At 68.5% G+C, this 17639-nt stretch carries 20 protein-coding genes and 1 pseudogene; 16 read left to right on the top strand and 5 right to left on the bottom strand.

What is annotated here, in order from left to right:
• The first annotated feature begins 108 nt into the window (after positions 1–108).
• From KSED_RS09890 to KSED_RS14230, 3 genes and pseudogenes are all read left to right on the top strand, one after another.
• Positions 109–1464, top strand: coding sequence for an IS256 family transposase (locus tag KSED_RS09890; RefSeq protein WP_373419159.1), 1356 nt, complete (start codon positions 109–111; stop codon positions 1462–1464).
• 46 nt (positions 1465–1510) lie between these two features.
• Positions 1511–2647 (top strand): IS110 family RNA-guided transposase, encoded by a 1137-nt coding sequence (locus KSED_RS09895; protein WP_015779954.1) that lies wholly within the window; start codon positions 1511–1513, stop codon positions 2645–2647.
• A 13-nt stretch (positions 2648–2660) separates the two neighbouring features.
• A pseudogene (locus tag KSED_RS14230) lies at positions 2661–2843 on the top strand (integrase core domain-containing protein); the annotation flags it as partial.
• Here the strand turns inward: KSED_RS14230 and ychF are convergent.
• Both ychF and KSED_RS09905 read right to left on the bottom strand, forming a co-directional pair.
• Positions 2840–3925, bottom strand: coding sequence for a redox-regulated ATPase YchF (gene ychF / locus KSED_RS09900; protein WP_015779955.1), 1086 nt, complete (start codon positions 3923–3925; stop codon positions 2840–2842). The pseudogene KSED_RS14230 and the gene ychF sit on opposite strands and share 4 nt — an antisense overlap.
• 31 nt (positions 3926–3956) lie before the next feature.
• Positions 3957–5204 carry a multidrug effflux MFS transporter gene (locus KSED_RS09905; protein WP_015779956.1) on the bottom strand — a complete coding sequence of 416 codons (1248 nt, stop codon included), beginning with the start codon at positions 5202–5204 and terminating at the stop codon, positions 3957–3959.
• A gap of 132 nt (positions 5205–5336) precedes the next feature.
• Here KSED_RS09905 and KSED_RS09910 point away from each other — a divergent pair, with 132 nt between their 5' ends.
• On the top strand, positions 5337–6065 hold the full coding sequence (locus KSED_RS09910; protein WP_015779957.1) for a hypothetical protein: 729 nt from the start codon (positions 5337–5339) through the stop codon (positions 6063–6065).
• A gap of 2 nt (positions 6066–6067) precedes the next feature.
• Here KSED_RS09910 and KSED_RS13790 read toward each other — a convergent pair whose 3' ends face one another.
• Positions 6068–6724, bottom strand: a complete 657-nt coding sequence (locus KSED_RS13790; protein WP_015779958.1) for a 4'-phosphopantetheinyl transferase family protein — start codon at positions 6722–6724, stop codon at positions 6068–6070.
• Positions 6721–7410 carry a hypothetical protein gene (locus KSED_RS14945; protein ID WP_015779959.1) on the bottom strand — a complete coding sequence of 230 codons (690 nt, stop codon included), beginning with the start codon at positions 7408–7410 and terminating at the stop codon, positions 6721–6723. Before KSED_RS14945 ends, KSED_RS13790 begins: the two co-directional genes overlap by 4 nt.
• 179 nt (positions 7411–7589) lie before the next feature.
• Between KSED_RS14945 and KSED_RS09925 the strand changes: the two genes are divergently transcribed.
• From KSED_RS09925 to KSED_RS14245, 12 genes are all read left to right on the top strand, one after another.
• Positions 7590–8762 (top strand): DNA recombination protein RmuC, encoded by a 1173-nt coding sequence (locus KSED_RS09925; RefSeq protein WP_015779960.1) that lies wholly within the window; start codon positions 7590–7592, stop codon positions 8760–8762.
• Positions 8763–8873: 111 nt separating this feature from the next.
• On the top strand, positions 8874–9125 hold the full coding sequence (locus KSED_RS09930) for an LLM class flavin-dependent oxidoreductase (protein ID WP_081439832.1): 252 nt from the start codon (positions 8874–8876) through the stop codon (positions 9123–9125).
• A gap of 186 nt (positions 9126–9311) precedes the next feature.
• Positions 9312–9815, top strand: coding sequence for a GyrI-like domain-containing protein (locus KSED_RS09935; RefSeq protein ID WP_015779962.1), 504 nt, complete (start codon positions 9312–9314; stop codon positions 9813–9815).
• A 41-nt stretch (positions 9816–9856) separates the two neighbouring features.
• Positions 9857–10690, top strand: a complete 834-nt coding sequence (locus KSED_RS09940; RefSeq protein ID WP_015779963.1) for a MerR family transcriptional regulator — start codon at positions 9857–9859, stop codon at positions 10688–10690.
• Positions 10687–11055, top strand: coding sequence for a nuclear transport factor 2 family protein (locus KSED_RS09945; protein WP_015779964.1), 369 nt, complete (start codon positions 10687–10689; stop codon positions 11053–11055). Before KSED_RS09940 ends, KSED_RS09945 begins: the two co-directional genes overlap by 4 nt.
• 43 nt (positions 11056–11098) lie before the next feature.
• Positions 11099–12535 carry a recombinase family protein gene (locus KSED_RS09950; protein WP_041290926.1) on the top strand — a complete coding sequence of 479 codons (1437 nt, stop codon included), beginning with the start codon at positions 11099–11101 and terminating at the stop codon, positions 12533–12535.
• 182 nt (positions 12536–12717) lie between these two features.
• Positions 12718–12930 carry a hypothetical protein gene (locus KSED_RS09955; RefSeq protein WP_015779966.1) on the top strand — a complete coding sequence of 71 codons (213 nt, stop codon included), beginning with the start codon at positions 12718–12720 and terminating at the stop codon, positions 12928–12930.
• A complete protein-coding gene (locus KSED_RS09960) occupies positions 12930–13178 on the top strand; it encodes a hypothetical protein (protein WP_015779967.1) in 249 nt (82 codons plus the stop codon). Before KSED_RS09955 ends, KSED_RS09960 begins: the two co-directional genes overlap by 1 nt.
• A gap of 339 nt (positions 13179–13517) precedes the next feature.
• The gene (locus KSED_RS09965) at positions 13518–14945 is read left to right on the top strand and encodes a Rep family protein (RefSeq protein WP_041290927.1); all 1428 of its coding nucleotides are present in this window, start codon (positions 13518–13520) and stop codon (positions 14943–14945) included.
• Positions 14942–15532, top strand: coding sequence for a hypothetical protein (locus KSED_RS09970; protein ID WP_041290928.1), 591 nt, complete (start codon positions 14942–14944; stop codon positions 15530–15532). The genes KSED_RS09965 and KSED_RS09970 overlap by 4 nt, the downstream gene beginning before the upstream one ends.
• Entirely contained in the window at positions 15529–16800 is a 1272-nt protein-coding gene (locus tag KSED_RS14240) for a relaxase/mobilization nuclease domain-containing protein (RefSeq protein ID WP_081439834.1), read from the top strand. The genes KSED_RS09970 and KSED_RS14240 overlap by 4 nt, the downstream gene beginning before the upstream one ends.
• Entirely contained in the window at positions 16751–17260 is a 510-nt protein-coding gene (locus KSED_RS14245; RefSeq protein ID WP_172465376.1) for a hypothetical protein, read from the top strand. Before KSED_RS14240 ends, KSED_RS14245 begins: the two co-directional genes overlap by 50 nt.
• Here KSED_RS14245 and KSED_RS09980 read toward each other — a convergent pair.
• On the bottom strand, positions 17257–17604 hold the full coding sequence (locus KSED_RS09980) for a VOC family protein (RefSeq protein ID WP_237699526.1): 348 nt from the start codon (positions 17602–17604) through the stop codon (positions 17257–17259). The two genes, KSED_RS14245 and KSED_RS09980, sit on opposite strands and share 4 nt — an antisense overlap.
• Positions 17605–17639 lie beyond the last annotated feature (35 nt).

Raw genomic sequence — 17639 nt, forward strand, 5'->3', positions numbered from 1 at the left:
ACCTGTCGTCCGCTAGGTCGGCGTGCTCCCACACCCTGCTGCCCACTGAACAGGAAGGGCCTGTCAGATGGTCTGTGTAAGCCGTACTGAGAGGAACGGTGAAGGATCATGACCATGACTGACAAGGAGCAGCGGGCTGGTGCCCAGCCCTCGGGGCAGGACTTGGTGGAGGAGTTGAAGGCTTCGGGGCAGTTGGACGGCTTGTTCGCGCAGATCGATGCCGGGCAGGTTGAGCTGACCGGGGATGGTGGTTTCGTCCCGGCGTTGGTGAAGGCTGCCCTGGAGCGTGGGTTGCAGGCCGAGCTCAGCAGTCACCTGGGCTACGAGAAGGGCTCGGTGGACGCTTCAGCGCACAGCAACTCGCGCAACGGGTCCACCCCGAAGACGGTCGCCTCAGAGGTGGGATCGATCGAGTTGGACGTCCCCCGGGACCGGGACGGGTCGTTCACTCCCCGCCTGGTCCCCAAGGGTCAGCGTCGGCTGGGCGGGTTGGACGACATGATCATCAGCCTCTACGCCGGGGGCATGACGATCCGGGAGATCCAGCACCACCTGGCTGGCACGATCGGCACCGAGCTGTCCCACGAGACGATCAGCAAGATCACCGACGCGGTCGCCCAGGAGGTGCTGGCCTGGCAGGTCCGGCCGTTGGAGGAGTTCTACCCGGTGCTCTACCTGGACGCGATCCGGGTCAAGATCCGCCAGGACCACCAGGTGCTCAACCGGGCGGCCTATCTCGCGGTCGGTGTCGATCTGGAGGGTGTCAAGCACGTCCTGGGGATCTGGGTCCAGGACACCGAGGGATCGGCGTTCTGGGCTCACGTGTGCGCCGACCTGGCCAACCGTGGCGTGTCCGACGTGCTGATCGTGTGCTGCGACGGGCTCAAGGGGCTGCCAGAGGCGATCGAGGCGACCTGGCCGGACTCGATGGTCCAGACCTGCGTGGTCCACCTGATCCGCGCGTCCACACGGTTCGTGTCGTACACCGACCGCAAGAAGGTCGCCAAGGAGCTCAAGCCGATCTACACCGCCGCCACCGAGCAGGCCGCCAGAGCCGCGTTGGAGGACTTCGCGGCCAGCGAGATGGGCCGGAAGTACCCCTCGGCGGTCGCGACCTGGCAGGCAGCGTGGGAGCGGTTCGTCCCGTTCCTGGCCTTCCCGCCGATGCTGCGGCGGGTGATCTACACGACGAACTCCATCGAGTCGTTGAACTATCAGCTGCGGAAGGTCACCAAGTCCCGCGGGCACTTCCCCTCGACCGACGCCGCGGTCAAGCTGCTGTGGCTGGCGATCTGCAACATCGAGGACCGACGAGCCGCTGAACGAGCCCGTGAGAAGGGCAAGCCGGCGGCCGAACGCAAGGCCAAGGGCCGCCTCGTCCAGGGCCAGGTCGTCACCAACTGGAAACAGGCACTGGCCCAACTCGCAGCGGCCTACCCCGACCGAATCAACCCCTACCTGTGAACACCCCCGCTTACACAGAAACCTTGACAAGCCCAACAGGACCCTGATGACCCTCACTACCGTCCCGTCCCCGACCTTCGCGACCGATGTCATGGGCAACGTCGGGGGTGTCGATACCCACAAGGCCACTCATTACGCGGCCCTGGTCGATGCCCGAGGCCACCTTCTGGCACATCAGGAGTTCCCGGCCAACGAGCGCGGCTACCACGCGATGTTGGATTGGTTCCTCGAGCACGGTCCTCTGGAGGCCGTCGGCGTCGAGAGCACCGGGAGTTTCGGTGCGAGCTTGGCACGGTTCCTGACCGGCAAGAAGGTGCACGTCGTCGAGGCCAACAGTCTCAACGTGACGGTCAGGCGTCGCGACGGAAAGTCCGACCGGCTCGACGCGGAACAGGTCGCCCGGGCTGTCCTGAGCCAGGCTTCAACCGCGATTCCGAAGAGCAAGAACGGCGCCGTCGAGGTCATCCGGGCCCTGCGGGTTACGCGGACCAGCGCCGTCAAGGCCAAGACGCAGACGTTCAACACATTGTGGGGCCTCATCATCGGTTCGCCGTCGGTGCTGCGGGACGAGCTCACCGCCTTGAGCAAGCGCACGCTGATCAAGCGCTGTTTGGCGCTGCGTCCCGAAACCACAGACCTGTTGAGCCTGGCAAGCCGCCCGGACCGTCTCCTGCTCGCGGGCACCAAGACAGCCCTGCGTGACTTAGCCCGGCGGTGGAGGAGCCTGGACGAGGAGATCGCAGCCCTGAACCGCCAGATCGATGGCCTGGTCCGTCAAGCAGCGCCCGAGCTGGTGGCCTTACACGGTGTCGGGGCCGAGGTCGCCGGCCAGTTCCTGGTCACCGTCGGCGACAACAACAACCGCATCCACAGCGAGGCCGCGTTCGCCAAGCTCTGCGGTGTCGCTCCACAGCCGGCAAGCAGCGGCCGCACCACAGGCAGGCACCGCCTCAGCCGAGGAGGTGACCGCGCTGCAAACAGCGCCCTTTACATCGTCGCCCTGGTCAGGATGCGGCGACACCAACCCACCATCGACTACGTCCAACGACGGACAGCCGAGGGCCTCAGCAAGCGAGAGATCATCCGATGCCTCAAGCGCTACATCGCCCGAGAGATCTACGCCAACCTGCCCCGTCAGGCATCCGAACCCCCTTCGCCAGTACCCCTGACAACGGCCGCTTGACAAACATAGGAGCATCGAACGCTTCCACCGCACCCTGGCCGACGGCTGGGCCTACGCCCGGCTCTACACCAGTGAGACCGAACGACGCGACGCCCTACCAGGGTGGATCCACTTCTACAATCACCACCGGGTCCACTCCGCGATCGGAGCCCCACCCGTCACCAGGCTCAACAACCTGGCTGGACATCACAACTAGACGTTGAACCGGAACTCCACCACGTCGCCGTCGGCCATGACGTACTCCTTGCCCTCCATGCGGACCTTGCCGGCCTCCTTGGCGGCGTTCATCGAGCCCAGCTCGTCCAGGTCCTCGAAGCTCACCACCTCAGCCTTGATGAAGCCCTTCTCGAAGTCCGTGTGGATCACGCCGGCAGCCTTCGGGGCGGTCCAGCCCTTGTGGATCGTCCAGGCGCGCGTCTCCTTGGGCCCGGCCGTCAGGTAGGTCTGCAGCCCCAGGGTGTGGAATCCCTTGCGCGCCAGCTGGTGCAGCCCCGGCTCGTCGATGCCGACGCTCTCCAGCAGCTCCGCGGCCTCGGCCTCGTCCAGCTCGGCCAGCTCGGACTCCAGCTGCGCGTTGAGGAAGATCGCGTCCGCCGGGGCCACCAGCTCGCTCATGCGCGCCTTGAACGCGTCGTCGGTCACCTGGTCCTCGTCCACGTTGATCACGTAGATGAACGGCTTGGTGGTGAGCAGACCCAGCTGCGCGGCCTCCTCCATGTCGACTCCGGCGGCCTCACCACGGGCGAAGAGCGTATGGCCCTCCTCCAGCACACCGCGGGCCTTGACGGCGGTGTCGAGCACCGACTTCTCGATCTTCTTGCCCTTGACCTCCTTCTCGAGGCGCGGGATCGCGTTCTCGAGGGTCTGCAGGTCGGCGAGCACCAGCTCGGTGTTGATCGTCTCGAGGTCACCCGCCGGGTCGACGCGACCGTCGACGTGGTGCACGTCGGTGTCCACGAAGGCGCGGACCACCTGGCAGATCGCGTCGGCCTCGCGGATGTTGGCGAGGAACTTGTTGCCCAGCCCCTCCCCCTCGGAGGCGCCGCGCACGATGCCGGCGATGTCCACGAAGCTCACCGTCGCCGGCAGGATCTTCTCCGAACCGAAGATCTCGGCCAGCCGCGCCAGCCGCTCGTCCGGCAGCGGGACCACGCCCACGTTCGGCTCGATCGTCGCGAACGGGTAGTTCGCGGCGAGCACGTTGTTCTTGGTCAGCGCGTTGAACATGGTCGACTTGCCGACGTTGGGGAGACCGACGATTCCGATGGTGAGTGCCACGAGCGCGGAGTCTACGTGGCCGGACGAGCCCTCAGTCCGCCAGCACGCGCCCGCGCCGCCAGAGGACGGTCACGCACACCGCGGCCGCCGAGGTGCACGCCAGCATCGCCAGCCCCATCGGGAGCGCCCCCTCCCCCGGCAGAAGCCCGGCCAGCGGGGTGGTCACCCCGCTGATGCTGAACTGCAGCGCCCCGAGCACCGCCGTAGCCGAGCCGGCCGCCTCCCCGTGCCGGGTCAGGGCCAGCGCCGGCCCGTTGGGGAAACTCAGCCCGCCGGCCGAGACCGCCACGAAGAGCGGCACGACCACGCCCCACAGACCACCGATGCCGAGCAGCGCGCAGAGCACGACCCCCAGCGCCCCGGTCACGCCCATCGTGATGCCGGTGGTGAGGAGCCGCAGCGGGTGCCAGCGCTGCACGGCCCGCCCGTTGACCTGCGCCAGGACCACCAGCCCCACCGCGTTGGCGCCGAAGGCCAGCCCGAACTGCTGCTCGCTGAGGCCGAAGCCACCCTGCAGCACGAAGCTCGCCCCCGAGATGTAGCTGAACATGGCGGCGAACATCAGCCCCGCGGTGGCGGCCAGGAGGAGGAAGTCCGGGTCGGAGAGGATCCCCCGGTAGGTGCCCAGGAGCGCCGCGGGGCGCAGCGAGCGACGCCGCTGCGGGGGCAGGCTCTCGCGGAGGAAGAGGGCGGCCAGCAGGAGCTGCACCAGGGCGATCCCGCCGAGCACGAGGAACACCCCGCGCCAGTCGGTGCGGGTGAGGATCAGCCCGCCCAGGGTCGGGGCCAGGACCGGTGCCGCACCGTTGACCAGGGCCAGGTGGCTCATCGTGCGCGCCGCCGCCCGGCCGGCGAAGTGGTCCCGCACCATCGCCATCGCGGTCACCGACACCGCGGAGGTCGCCAGCCCCTGGAGCAACCGGGCCGCGGCGAGCACCGTCACCGAGGTGGCCGTGGCACAGAGCAGGGAGGCCACCACGTGGAGGGCCAGCCCCACCAGCAGCGGTCGCCGCCGACCGAAGGCGTCGGAGGCCGGGCCGTTCACGAGCTGGCCCAGTCCCATCCCCAGCAGGGTGCCCGAGAGGGTCAGCTGGACCGCCGCCTGCGTGGTGAGCAGCTCGTCCTGGATGGCCGGGAGCGCCGGCAGGTAGGTGTCGATCGTCAGCGGCCCCAGCGCGGTGAGCGCGCCGAGGACGAGGACCAGCTGGAGGTAGTCGCGCCCGGCCGGGGCCGAGGCGGCGGAAGGCCCCGGGGTCGGCGCGGAGGAGGGTGCGGTCACGAGGGCACAGTCTGCCGTCCGGCCACGAGGTCGCGGCGGAGACGGCATCCGGTGCAGCGCTTCTCGCTGCCCGGCATCATGCCCCCGAGGCGCCCTGTCGGACCGGGCGGGCGCCGTGGCATGAGGGGGGAAATGCACGTGCCGCTGAACGCACTCGCAGGACGATCGGGCCGATCCTCGGCGACGCGACTGACGGGGGTCCTGCTCGCAGCCAGCCTGGGGCTGTCCGCCTGCACCCCGCAGTCGCGCTCGGAGGTGCTGCCCGAGCGCTACGTCGATCCGCCGCGGATCGCCGAGTCCCTGGACGACAGCGAGACCGAGGAGGCGGAGGAGGCCTGGGACCAGATCACCGGCTGGGCCCTGGACAACGCCACCGAGGAGGACCTCCTCGACCCCGACCGCCCCTCCCGGGAGGAGGCCCTCACCACACCGGTGACCGAGCGGATGACCCCTGAGACCGCCGAGGCCTGGCAGGAGTTCGTCGACGCCGACCTGGCCGGCGACCGGGAGGCCCGCGACACGGTGAACCTCCTGCGCTTCCACGAGTGGCCGGCGAAGTTCCACGCCCGCCGCATGGAGCCCGTCCACCACCGCTCGTGGATCACCGCGGGCACGGTGCGCCCCGTGGACGGGGAGGCCTACGAGCTGAGGTTCACCCTCGTGACCCGGGCCGGCCTCACCTGGGAGAAGTCCCTCGTGGAGCGAGACATCAACCGACGCCTCAAGCTGCGCGTGGTCCCCGACGGGGACCGCTGGGTGGTGGAGGACTTCGACGGCGAGCTGCGCATCGCCCCTCCCCGGAGAACCGGCAGCCGGTGCTGTGACCCGGCGACGACCGGCCCCGTGACCGCAGACCGGTGACCTCAGCAGAGGTCGTGCCGCCGGACCTCGGCCGCCACCCGCGGGCGGCGGCCCCACCGGCTGCCCAGCACGGCCACCGCACCGACACAGGAGCCCACGGCGACGTCCTGCCCCCGCAGGGAGGGCACCCGCGGCAGGCGTGCCACCCACTCGCCCGACCCGCCACGGGCACCGGTCACGGTCACCGCGGACAGGGGGACCGCCAGCCCGCAGCCGGCCGCCTTGAGCACCGACTCCTTGCGGGCGAACGCCCTCCGCACCCCGGCGAGCCCCGTTGCCGGGCCTGACTCCAGCTCACGTGGGCTGAACACGTCCGCCGGCCGGGGCACGTCCCCGCACGGTCCGACGAGGTCCAGGCCGATGGCCGGCACCCGACCCCACCACCTCGCGTCGGTCGCGGCCACCGCGACGACCCAGCCACCCTGACCGTCCGGGGCGCGGGAGGTGCTGAACTGGACGGCGCCACCGGGGAGGCGAGGGCGCCCGTGGGGACCACCGCACCACTCGCAGGAGCGCACCGGCGCCGGGAGCCGGGCCTGCGGCACCCCCAGGCGACGGGCCAGCAGGAGGTCACGCAGCCTCCAGCCGGCCTCCCGTCGGGCATGGGGGTCGGCCCCCACCGGTGTCCAGAGCACCTCCACGCGGAGGCGTCGGGTCACCGTCCGACGAGACCCGTCACCGCGGTGGCCAGGTCCATGGCCAGGTCCCGGGTGGAGTTCTGCGGGGGCTCGAGACCGGCGTCGGTGTACCAGTCGACGGTCGCCTCCGGGTGCGGGCCCGTCAGACCGACCCACCCCCGTTCCCACCGGGAGAGGGTCGCCGCCACGTCGCCGTTGACGTAGCGGGCGAGGACCCGGATCCAGGGGTCCTGCTCGTCGACGAGCAGGACCGGCGCGTCCTGGACGAACACCTCGCGCCACTGGCCCCGCCACTGGATCGTCGTCGTGGCAGGGTCACCGTGCGTCACGTCGGCCCCGGGCCGCCGGAACCACTGGTCGGTGTCGCCACCGCCACGGATGATCCCGTAGCCCGGCCCCTGCCCGGCGAGGTAGGCGCCGAGGCAGAAGCCGAGGTACCCGCCCCCGCCGGCCACGTAGGGGGCGACGAGGTCGACATCGGGGCCGATCCGCTCCCACTCGTCCTGGACCGTGCCCCCGCCGGGGTGGGCCAGCACCAGCGGACCCTTGGCCAGTGCCTCCCCCAGGCTCATCTCCTCGCCGGGCCCGACGTAGTGGCACCACACGCCCAGCGGCTCCAGGATGGCCGCGACTGTCTCGGCACACCCGGGCACCGCCCCCCTGCCGCGGAACACCGCCGCCCAAGGTCCGAACCGTTCCGTGCTCATGCGCGATACCTCTCCTGCCGGGTGAGCTGCTGCACTGACAGGTCAAACGCTAGCGGGGCCTCGCCCCCGGTGGGGAGCCGAGGGCACGTGACACCTCCGGCACTCGTCCCGGGGCTGCTCCCTCCTCCCGGCCCGGAGCCGGGGCCGTGGCTGTCGGTAGTGGCTGCGATGCTGCGCGCATGTCAGAGGACCCCACCACCCTCCTGCCCGTGCTGCTCGTCTGCGCCCTGGCCCTGCTGGCCCTCGGGACGCTGCTCGGCTGGTGGGCCCGGGGCGCGCGAGGATCCACCCAGCTGGCTGTCCTGCGGGAGCGTTCGCGGTCCCTGCAGGAGCGGGCCGAGCGGGCGGAGACGAGCCTGCAGGAGCGCGAGGCCGAGGCCGCCTCCAGCGCCCGCGTCCTGGAGGCCGTCACGCCGGTGCAGCGCAGCCTGGAACGGATGGAGCGGCAGGTCACCGCCCTGGAGCGCGACCGGGTGGAGCAGTTCGGGGAGGTCGGCGAGCGGCTGCGACACGTGGCCGCCTCCACCGAACGCCTCGACGCAGCGACCACCTCCCTGGCCGGGTCGCTGGCCTCCAGCGGGGTGCGCGGCACCTGGGGGGAGACCCAGCTGCGGCGGCTGGTCGAGCACGCGGGGATGCTCGCCCGGGTGGACTTCGACGAGCAGGTCCGCGCGGTGAGCGACCACGACCGCGAGGTGCGCCCCGACATGGTGGTGAACCTCCCTGACGACCGGGTCGTGGTGCTGGACGCCAAGGCCCCGATGACCGCCTTCCTCACCGCCCAGGAGGTCGACGAGGCCGACCGGCCCGGGCTGCTCACCCAGCACGCCAAGGCCCTGCGCCAGCACGTCGACACCCTGTCCGGGAAGGCCTACTGGAGCGCGTTCCGCCGCACCCCCCAGTTCGTGGTCTGCTTCGTCCCCACCGACGCCACCCTGGCCGCCGCGCTGCAGGCCGACCCGGCGCTCTACGACGACGCCCTGGCCAAGGAGGTTGTGCTCGCCTCGCCGGCCACCACGATGGCGCTGCTGCGCACCGTGGCGCTCACCTGGCAGCACGACACCGTCGAGCGCAACGCCGAGGAGGTGCTGCTGCTCGGCCGCCAGCTCCACGAACGGCTGGCCACCACCGCCGGGCACCTGGACCAGATGGGCCGCCAGCTCACCCGCACCGTCGAGAGCTACAACCAGCTGGTGGGCGGCCTCGAGTCGCGGGTCCTGGTCAGCGCCCGGCGGTTCACCGACCTCGGGCTCCCGGGTGAGGAGCTGCCGCACGCGCCGGGGGTCACCGCCGCAGCGCGCCCGCTGACGGCGCCCGAATTGACCGCCCGAACTGACCGCCCGAACGAATAAGACGACCGACGTCACGGCCACCCGGACCTCTCCACCGCACAACCCCTCCGGCCGCGAGATCCCACCCCCCATCGGGACTGGGTGATGCGTCACATGTTTAGGCTGGGGGGCATGAAGGCATTCGGATTCCTGAGTTTTGGCCACTACGGCGGCGACCCCTCACGCGGCGGACTGAGTGCCCGGCAGATGTTGCACGACGCGGTCGACATCGCCGTCGGCGCGGATGAGCTGGGCGTGAACAACGCCTCCTTCCGCGTACACCACTTCGCCCCCCAGTCCGCCGCTCCCTTCCCCCTGCTGGCCGCGGCCGCAGCGCGCACGCGGCGGATCGAGGTGGGCACCGGCGTGATCGACATGCGCTAGCGCATATGGGGGTTGTAATGCTCGAAGGCAGGCGCTGCCGCGGACGACTCGACCCTGCCATCGTGGTAGCTGGTCCGGTGAAGCCTCAGACCGAGGACGCTTGACCTTGCCCCTGGGGGAAGGCGTCAAGTGGTTTGCAGGTGGTCACAACGCCACCGGCAATACGGAAAGAGGACGTGATCTGAAATGGCACTCAACATCGCAGCCGAAGAGCGGCAGACTGTTCACTACATCGGCGTTCCCATCAGCGCCCGATTCTCGGAATTCGGCGCGCCCGGCGGGCCGAACGAGGCGATCCCGCGGATCTATCAGTGGCTGGGCGAGCACCAGGTTGCGCCGCTTGGCGGGCCTCTCTACGTCTACCGTCACATCGGAAACAGTGATGACACGGTTGACCTCACCGTCGCGGTGCCGATCGCCGGACCGGTCAAGCCGACAGACGGTCTCGTTCTCGGTGCCCTCCCGGCAGGCACCTACGTCGTCGGCCGTCATGTCGGCGCGCCCGATGCCATCCCGGCGGCGCACAGCGAGGTCAAGAAATGGGCCGAGGCCAACGGGCATCGCCTCGACGTCCTCGAAGACGACAACGGTGGACTGTGGACCGGCCACGCGGAGCACTTCCTCACCGATCCCGCAGAAGAGCCGGACCGCTCCAAGTGGGCCACCGATCTGCTGTTCAAGACCGTCTGAGCGCGCAGAGCCTTCGATAGACTGGGCTCTTGAGGAGGGGCATGGCTGATCTGATGACGATTGGGGAGTTCGCGGCGGCCACATGGCTGTCGCCGAAGGCGCTCCGGCTCTACGACCGGAACGGTCTTCTCTCGCCCGATGCGGTCGATCCGTTCAATGGCTATCGGAAGTACAGCCACTCTCAGATCGAAGTCGCCCGTCTCGTCACCATGCTCCGGCGCATCGACATGCCCCTTGACCAGATCAGGGAGCTGCTGGGACTGCCTGAAGATGAAAGATCAGCCTTCGTAACGCGTTATCGGGAAGCCGAAGCGGAGCGGCACGCACGTCGCCAATCCCTGGCTCGCTTCATCGAGCACGCGGTCGCAGAGGGCTCGTTGGACGGACACGGCCAGCCTGGATCCTCCCGGTTTGAGGTATCGCTGCGAACCGTTCCAGACAGCGCGGTTCTGACATCGACCCGGCACACGTCCGCTCGCGAGCTGCCTGATGTCATTCGCTCCAGTGCAGCGAAACTCCTGCAGCTCGCGGACGGACGCGGCGGTGCAATCGGTGGGCTCGTCGTGATCTACCACGGCCAAGTCGGCTGGGAGTCCGACGGGCCCATCGAGGTCTGTGTGCCGCTCCGCGACGCGGAGCGTGCCCATCGAGTGGAACGCAAGCATTTGCAGCTGTTCACTCGCGTCGTTTCCGAGGATGTGCAGTTCCCCAGGATTCTCGCGGCGTTCGAAGCGGTCCAGATGCGTGCTCGTCAACTCGGTTTCGCCCATGCGGGACCGCCGCGAGAAATCTACACGCCAGATAGTCAAGACTCGGTGCCGCGATGTGAGGTTGCATTGCCGGTCACCACAAATGAAGGACAGTTGAGCATATGAAAATCGTTCTTCCCACGGACTGCGGGAATGCGCCGAGAATCGCCATAGTCGGAGAGTTCGTCACTAACTGGGCGAAGAGCGACGCCGAGGCCATGACCGCATGGTTGACCGATGACGTGACCTGGACAGTCGCCGGTCGAGAGGCCGCCAGTGACGTTGTCCCGGCCGACTTCGCGTGCCCGGGCAGCATGCCCAACTACCTCGAAGTCAATACGATCATCACGCACGGCCGACTCGCTTCCTGTGATGGCTTCGTAGATTCTGAGTCAGTCCGAATGCACTTCAGTCACGTGTTCAAGTTCGCGAGCACGTCGAAGGCTGCCAAGATTAGGGAGGTCCGAACGTATCTCAGCGAGTGCGCTTAGCGCATGTCGCGGTTACAACACCCGTTCGCGTAAGCTTGGTTGCATGGTTCAACTGGTATCGCTGAGGAAGACGAATGAGGTCGCGGCATACGTTCGCGCCTCAATGGACCGCAAGGGCGATCGGTGGACCGTCGATACCCAGCTGCGCAAGATCAGGGCTCTGGCCGAGGCCAAGGACTGGAACGTGGTCGAGGTCTACGAGGACAACGCCGTGTCGGCGACGAAGAAGCGCCGCGCTGGTACCCGGTGGGCCGAGATGCTGGAGGACGCCCGAGCGGGCCGGTTCTCAATGGTCGTCGCCGTGGACATGGACCGCCTCCTGCGCAGCACCAAGGACCTCAACACGTTGATCGACCTCGGCCTGCGGGTCGTCACGGTGGACGGCGAGATCGACCTCTCGACGGCGGACGGCGAGTTCCGGGCGACGATGCTCGCCGCCCTCGCACGGTTCGAGGCCCGGCGCAAGGCCGAGCGCCAGATCAGGTCGAATGAGCGCCGCCGCGCAGAAGGCATTCCCACGTCGGCCTGGAAAGCGTTCGGCTGGACGCGAGATGGCGAGTTGATCCCCGAGGAGGCCGAGGCCATCCAGCGGGCGTTCGATGCGTTCCTTGGCGAGCCGTCGCTGTCGATCCGACGCATCCGCGAGGACTTGAACGCAGCCGGCCATCTCACGGCCCGCGGCTCCGAATTCTCCGTTGACGCGGTGCGCTACCTCCTGGCCAACCCGCTCTACGCCGGCTACATCAAGCACTACGCGTCAGGCGAGCTGTACCCGGTCCAGGGCGAGGCGTTCCCGCCCATCGTCGGCGAGCAGACATGGCGGGCCGCGGTGGCGAAGCTGGAGGACAACGTGCGGAGGTCGGCGAGGCAGGGCAACCAGCCGAAGTACCTCCTCTCCACGATCGGGCTGTGCGGGAAGTGCGGCGCGACGCTTGTCTCGGGGACGAACAGCCGCAAGCAGCCGACGTACCGTTGCGGCGAGCATTTCCACCTCACCCGCCAACGGGAGCCCCTCGATGCGATGGTCACCGAGGCGGTGCTCACTCGCCTGTCCTCGGTGGACGTGCACGACCTTGTGATGCCGCAGGAAGACGCTGGGCCGGACCGCGAAGAGCTGCTGACTGAGCGGAACGCCCTGGTCGAGCGCGTCAAGGAGCTGAGCCCGCTGCTGCGCGACATTCACCAGCCCGTGCTGGAGATCACCGCGGCAATCAACGACGTGAAAGCTCGCATCGACGAGATCGACGCGGAGCTGCTCGACCGCTCGGTGTCGGTGGCGGCGAAGCTGCTCGAGGACATTGACGAGTCGGTCGGCACCGCGGAGCGCCGCGAGGTGGTCGAGTCGAAGTGGAAGGAGTTGGACGTGGACCGTCGCCGGATGCTCGTGGACGAGCTGGTGACGGTGACCATCGAGCCCATCGTTCCTGGTCACGTGAAGTTCGACCCCGATCTCATTCGGATAGAGCCTCGTCGCAACTGACTCATGAGTCGACTCGACATTGCAATGGTGAGTCGAGTCATGAGAGAATGGTTGCAGACAAGAAGATCCCACCGGGGCCGCGACTTCGAAGCGCGGGGTTCTGCTCCCGGATGAGTAGCCGGTCAAACAGCCCAACTACCGTGGCGGGGAACCGGAAGCACACTCATGTTTGAGGACTTCCGATGTCTGTCGTTATCGACGCTCCCCGCGCATTTGCGCTGGACCATCCTGGGCTCGACCAGGACCCGACCCCCGTTTCGCAGGCTGATGGGTTCGATCCCGTCATCGCCGCCGCCCGTGCCGCCGGTCGCCGGGCCGGTGAGCGCCTGGCACTCACGCCACTGACCCCGCGCCAGCGCGCCGCCGTCGCCGCCGTGATGGGCGGTGATCGCTGATGAGCGCCAACTCCGCTGCTTTCGATCACGTCAACGCGTTCCGCTGGCGTCTGGGCGACCCCTCCCTCACCGACTCCGAGGCCCGTGTCTACGACCTTGGAGTGCTCCGCTCCGTGCTGGAGGAGGCCGTCGAGATCGCCGTCGCCGATGCCCGCGCCGATGGGGTGACCTGGGCCAAGATCGGCGATGCCCTCGGCGTCACGCACCAGGCCGCGATCAAGCGCTACCGCAAGGGCGGTGCCCGATGAGCACCGCCGACCGCACCATCACCATCGTCCCCGCCGACCTGACCCCGCCCGGAGGGCCTGGCCTGGCACCCGCCGAAGGCGGGCTGCCCGTCGTCGTGATGACGGTCCGCAGCCGTGCTTCGCACTCCAAGAGTTTCGGGAGCCTCATTCGTTCCTACGGGCGCGGCAAGGGCTTGTCGATTGCCGCGCCTTGCGACAGCATGCCTGGTCAGCAGCCGGTTCCACCCCCGCTCCGTCGCGTCGCCCCACGGGATCATTTGGTGCCTCATTTGGGGGTCAATAGGGGGTCATTTAGGCGCCGCACTTCCTCTGGGGGCCTCCGCGCCGCCCGCGACGAGGGTGGTCGCCGTGGCTAAGCAGGAGAACAACCCGACCAGCATCGGGCTCACGCAGTACCTCGATCCGTCGTACTGGACCTGGGCCGCCGAGGATCCGAACGGGGCTGCGCTGCTCCAGCAGGGGGCCGGACCGATCCTCGCTTACGTGGTGCAGCGGCTCGAGGCTATCGGCTGCGAGGTCACCGAGGCCTACGGCATCGTGCACGACAAGGACGAGCGCGAGGTCTGGAGCGACACGGAGAAAGCCCTCGTGGTCGAGCCGAAGCCGGATCACTTGCACGCGGTGATCAAGTTCGCAAGTCGTGCGAAGAGCGCTCCGCTGGATCGGCTCGCGTTCGGCATCGGCGTCGAGCCCCAGTACGTCGAGAAGCCGGGTCGCGGACGGTACGCCTTCGACAACATGCTGTCGTATCTGACGCACGTGAAGTACGCCGACAAGCACCAGTACGCGCCGTCTGAGGTCGCCACGGTGCGCGGGCCGGACTACCTCGGCATCGACGCGCAGCGCCGCGAGACGTGGCTCAAGGGCCGCGCCCACGTGAAGAAGAAGGTCGTCGCCGAGAACTTCGAGGACATGCGCGAGCGGGTGCTCCAGGGCGAGATCACTCGCGACCAGATCATGCTCACCGACGAGCTGTTCGACATCTACTCGCGACACCAGCGGGAGATCGACGACGCCCTTTCGGCCTACGGCCAGCGCCGCGCGTACCGGGCGGCGGCGAAGCTCCGCGCCGGTGCCTTCTCGACGCATGTCGTGTTCGTCCACGGGGACGCCGGGATCGGCAAGACGCGGTTCGCCACGGACTTCATCACGTCGGCGATCGACGCGACGAACACCCACGGCGAGCGGTGGCAGGTCTACCGGGCCGCGACGGGGAACCCTCTCGATGACTGGCGGGGCGAGGAGGTGCTGCTGCTGGACGATCTGCGGGCTTCGGCAATGGACGCGAACGACTGGTTGCTGCTGCTCGATCCGTACAACGCCTCGCCCGCGAAGGCGCGCTACAAGAACAAGGGCGAGGTGGCTCCGCGGCTGATCGTCATCACGGCCACCATCGAGCCGGTCGAATTCTTCTTCTACGCACGCCAGAAGGGCAATGTGGACGAGGCACTGGACCAGTTCATCCGTCGCCTGGCGTCGGTGGTGAAGGTATTCCGGGCCGACGACATCAACCGCTACCTCGTGCAGCACATCGGGAAGATCGAGCCCTACGAGTGGCATCAGTGCAGCCTCCCGGCTTCCGCGCACACCCCGGGCGTCAACGGCAACGCCTACCACCAGCAGGTGGCTCCGTCGCGCGAGCTCACCTACGGCCCGGAGAGCTCCGTGGAGCACGACGCCGACAGCGCCGTCGTCGAGCTGTTGAGCGGGCTCGCGGTGCGCAGCCCCGATGTGCCGCTGGCACTGGTCGCGGGAGGTGCCGCATGAGCACCCATCAGTATCCGCTCTCCCAGGGGGTCGAGGGGGCCGGAGGCCCCTCGCAAGCAGCCGGGGAGGACATGAGCGTCAGCGAAATGTCCGACACGGCTACTGCTTGCCACTCTGGCGTACAGGTGGAGCAGCAGGCCGACTCCCAGGTGAACACCGGTCGGGCTGATGCGGAGGCTGTGCGGCAGAGTCACGGCGGCGCGAAGCGTCGTCGTGGCAGCGGCGGGCGGCTCGATACCCGCTTCGATGACGCCACGCTCGGGGCGCTTCGCACTCGTGCGGAGCGGCTCGGGCTGGCTCCGAGCACGTGGGTGCGGGCCGTCGTGCGCGATGCCCTGCACGCCTCCCGGAGCGAGGAGTTGGATGCCGCCGTGGCCGCGCACCTGCTCGGCGTCGAGTCCCGCGTCCAGGCCTCGGCGGACGCCCGCGAGCTGGCCGGGCAGGTGCGCCCGCTGGCGATCAACGTCAACGACCTGGACCGCCGCGCGCGGGCCGGGGAGGCCGTGGCGCTGTCGGCGGAGGTGCCCGAGCTGATCGAGCTGCTGCGCGAGGTCCGGGCGCTGCTCGGTGATCGGGCGGCGTCATGAGCACCACGCACTACAGCCCGAGCACGAGCGCCGCAGACACCGAGCGCTACATCCGGGGCAAGGAGGACGAGCGCGGGGTCGCGATCACGTGCGATGTTCCGGGAGGCCCCGGCGCGTTCTCGGCGCGTGCTCGCGCGCTCACGCAGAACATGAAGCGCGACGTCGAGGCCCTGCACTACCGCCAGTCGTTCAGCGATGAGGAGTTCGACCCGAAGAACCCGGAAGACGTGCAGCGGGTCAATGACTTGGGCTACATGCTTGCGAAGAAGATGCACCCTCGATCCGACTGCCTCGTTGTCACTCACACCGATGGGCGGGGCGGCAAGGCACACAACCATGTCTTGGTCATCAACCACGACAACGAGACGGAGAAAGCACTCAGCGACTACCGCACGTTCCACGACCGCAAGGCCGGGAATCAGCGCGGCGTGCAGTCGGCGAACGACGAGCTGATGCGCGAGCACGGGCTCTCGGTCGTGAAGCAGCTGGAACGCGCGCCGCAGGACTGGGAGCTGCGCCGCGAGGACTTCGCCGAAGGGTCGCTGGACCGCGAGATGGGCGACCGGATGAGCGCCGCACTGGCCGATTCCCGCGCGGTGGACAAGGCCGGTCTGGAATCGGTGATCGAGGAGCAGAACCAGCAGCACCACGACGGGGAGCGGGTGCCGCGAATGCGGCTGCACGCCGCCGTCAGCAAGAAGGGAAAGAACGTCGGCAAGGAGACGTGGACGCTCTACATCGAGGACCGCCGTGGCGAGTCCGGTCGCGCCGAGCGCCGCAAGCGCACGAGCGCCCTCTCGGCGGACTTCACACCGGAGGGCGCGCAGGCGTTCTTCGACTACCACCAGCAGCAGAAGGAGCAGGACCATGAGCGCAGCGCTCGACAGGCTGAAGCAGCAGAACGTGCAGAGCGGATCGCCGCAGCAGCTCGGCAGTCCGGAGACGATGGAGGCGTTGACCTCGATCCTCGCCGCCGTCGAGGCGCAGAACGCGCGGCTCGACCGGCTGGCCGAGCAGCAGAAGAAGCTCGCGGGGTTCGTGAAGGTCATGGACGAGGAGATGAGCAAGCGCAACGACCGGGCGTCGACCTCGCAGCCGTCCGTCAGCACGTCGTCGCAGATCGAGAGCGTCGCCAGCAGGCTGAGCGAGATCGAGAGCACGCTCGGCGAGTTCGTGCAGTGTCTCGACGGGAAGCGGCTGCAGAGCGCCTCGCAGAGCTTGATCAACGAGACGCAGAAGAGTCACGCGGCTACGGCCTCGGCGGTTGAGAAGCTGAAGGCGCAGGCCGACGAGAACAGGGCGCTGGTGAGCAGGGTCGGCGGTGCCGTGCAGCGGATCGAGAAGCGCACCGACGAGCGGGTCGAGAAGGCCGTCGAGAAGGTCGCCGGGCAGGCCTCGGCGACGATGACGGCGAACCTCGACGCCTCGAACGAGCGCGCTGAGCGGATCATGCAGGCGACGGCGAAGCTGGAGGCCCGTCAGCTCTGGTCGGCAGCCGCTTCGATGTGCCTAGTCCTCCTGCCGGTCGCCGCCGTGATCCTCGGCATGTGGATGTCCGTCGCCGGGCTCGTCTCGGGCTGGGGCTGGGTCCTGGAGAACGGCATCGGACCATGGCATCACATCGGCCGGAGCCTGGTCGTGATCCTCGGCACTGCAGGAGTTGGCTACGCCCTCTTCGTGTCTGTCCGGTGGGTCGCCGGCCTGGTGGGTACCTGGAAGGACAGTTAGTTCTGGGGGCGCTCGTTGAACTGGAGCTTGTGGCCATCGGGAGCGTCGACCGTTGCGTATGTGCCCCAGGGCTCGCGGGTAACGTCGGAGGTCGTCGCGCCGCGAGCACGCAGTTCTTCAACGGTGGCCACAACATCGTCGGCGGCGAACGTCAGGAACGCGCCTTCACCGGGCTGTTTTCCGAACGACTCAGCCGAGGCGAGGACGATGGATGTTTGGGCATCGGAAGGCTTGACCTCCAACCAACGCGAACCTTCGTCCATATCTGCATCCATGACGACATCGAAGCCGAGAATGTCCCGGTAGAACTCCAGAGTGGAGTCCTGATCGCTGACGTAGAGCACGGCTGAGGCTATTGAAGTGATCATGCATCCGATGC

The organism is Kytococcus sedentarius DSM 20547, from assembly GCF_000023925.1.
In the GTDB taxonomy this organism is placed as follows: Bacteria; Actinomycetota; Actinomycetes; order Actinomycetales; family Dermatophilaceae; genus Kytococcus; species Kytococcus sedentarius.

Coding starts and splice junctions, on each gene's coding strand:
- KSED_RS09890 (WP_373419159.1), top strand. CDS start 109: ATGACCATGACTGACAAGGAGCAGCGGGCTGGTGCCCAGCCCTCGGGG.
- KSED_RS09895 (WP_015779954.1), top strand. CDS start 1,511: ATGACCCTCACTACCGTCCCGTCCCCGACCTTCGCGACCGATGTCATG.
- KSED_RS09910 (WP_015779957.1), top strand. CDS start 5,337: ATGCACGTGCCGCTGAACGCACTCGCAGGACGATCGGGCCGATCCTCG.
- KSED_RS14945 (WP_015779959.1), bottom strand. CDS start 7,410: ATGAGCACGGAACGGTTCGGACCTTGGGCGGCGGTGTTCCGCGGCAGG.
- KSED_RS09925 (WP_015779960.1), top strand. CDS start 7,590: ATGTCAGAGGACCCCACCACCCTCCTGCCCGTGCTGCTCGTCTGCGCC.
- KSED_RS09930 (WP_081439832.1), top strand. CDS start 8,874: ATGAAGGCATTCGGATTCCTGAGTTTTGGCCACTACGGCGGCGACCCC.
- KSED_RS09935 (WP_015779962.1), top strand. CDS start 9,312: ATGGCACTCAACATCGCAGCCGAAGAGCGGCAGACTGTTCACTACATC.
- KSED_RS09940 (WP_015779963.1), top strand. CDS start 9,857: ATGGCTGATCTGATGACGATTGGGGAGTTCGCGGCGGCCACATGGCTG.
- KSED_RS09945 (WP_015779964.1), top strand. CDS start 10,687: ATGAAAATCGTTCTTCCCACGGACTGCGGGAATGCGCCGAGAATCGCC.
- KSED_RS09950 (WP_041290926.1), top strand. CDS start 11,099: ATGGTTCAACTGGTATCGCTGAGGAAGACGAATGAGGTCGCGGCATAC.
- KSED_RS09955 (WP_015779966.1), top strand. CDS start 12,718: ATGTCTGTCGTTATCGACGCTCCCCGCGCATTTGCGCTGGACCATCCT.
- KSED_RS09960 (WP_015779967.1), top strand. CDS start 12,930: ATGAGCGCCAACTCCGCTGCTTTCGATCACGTCAACGCGTTCCGCTGG.
- KSED_RS09970 (WP_041290928.1), top strand. CDS start 14,942: ATGAGCACCCATCAGTATCCGCTCTCCCAGGGGGTCGAGGGGGCCGGA.
- KSED_RS14240 (WP_081439834.1), top strand. CDS start 15,529: ATGAGCACCACGCACTACAGCCCGAGCACGAGCGCCGCAGACACCGAG.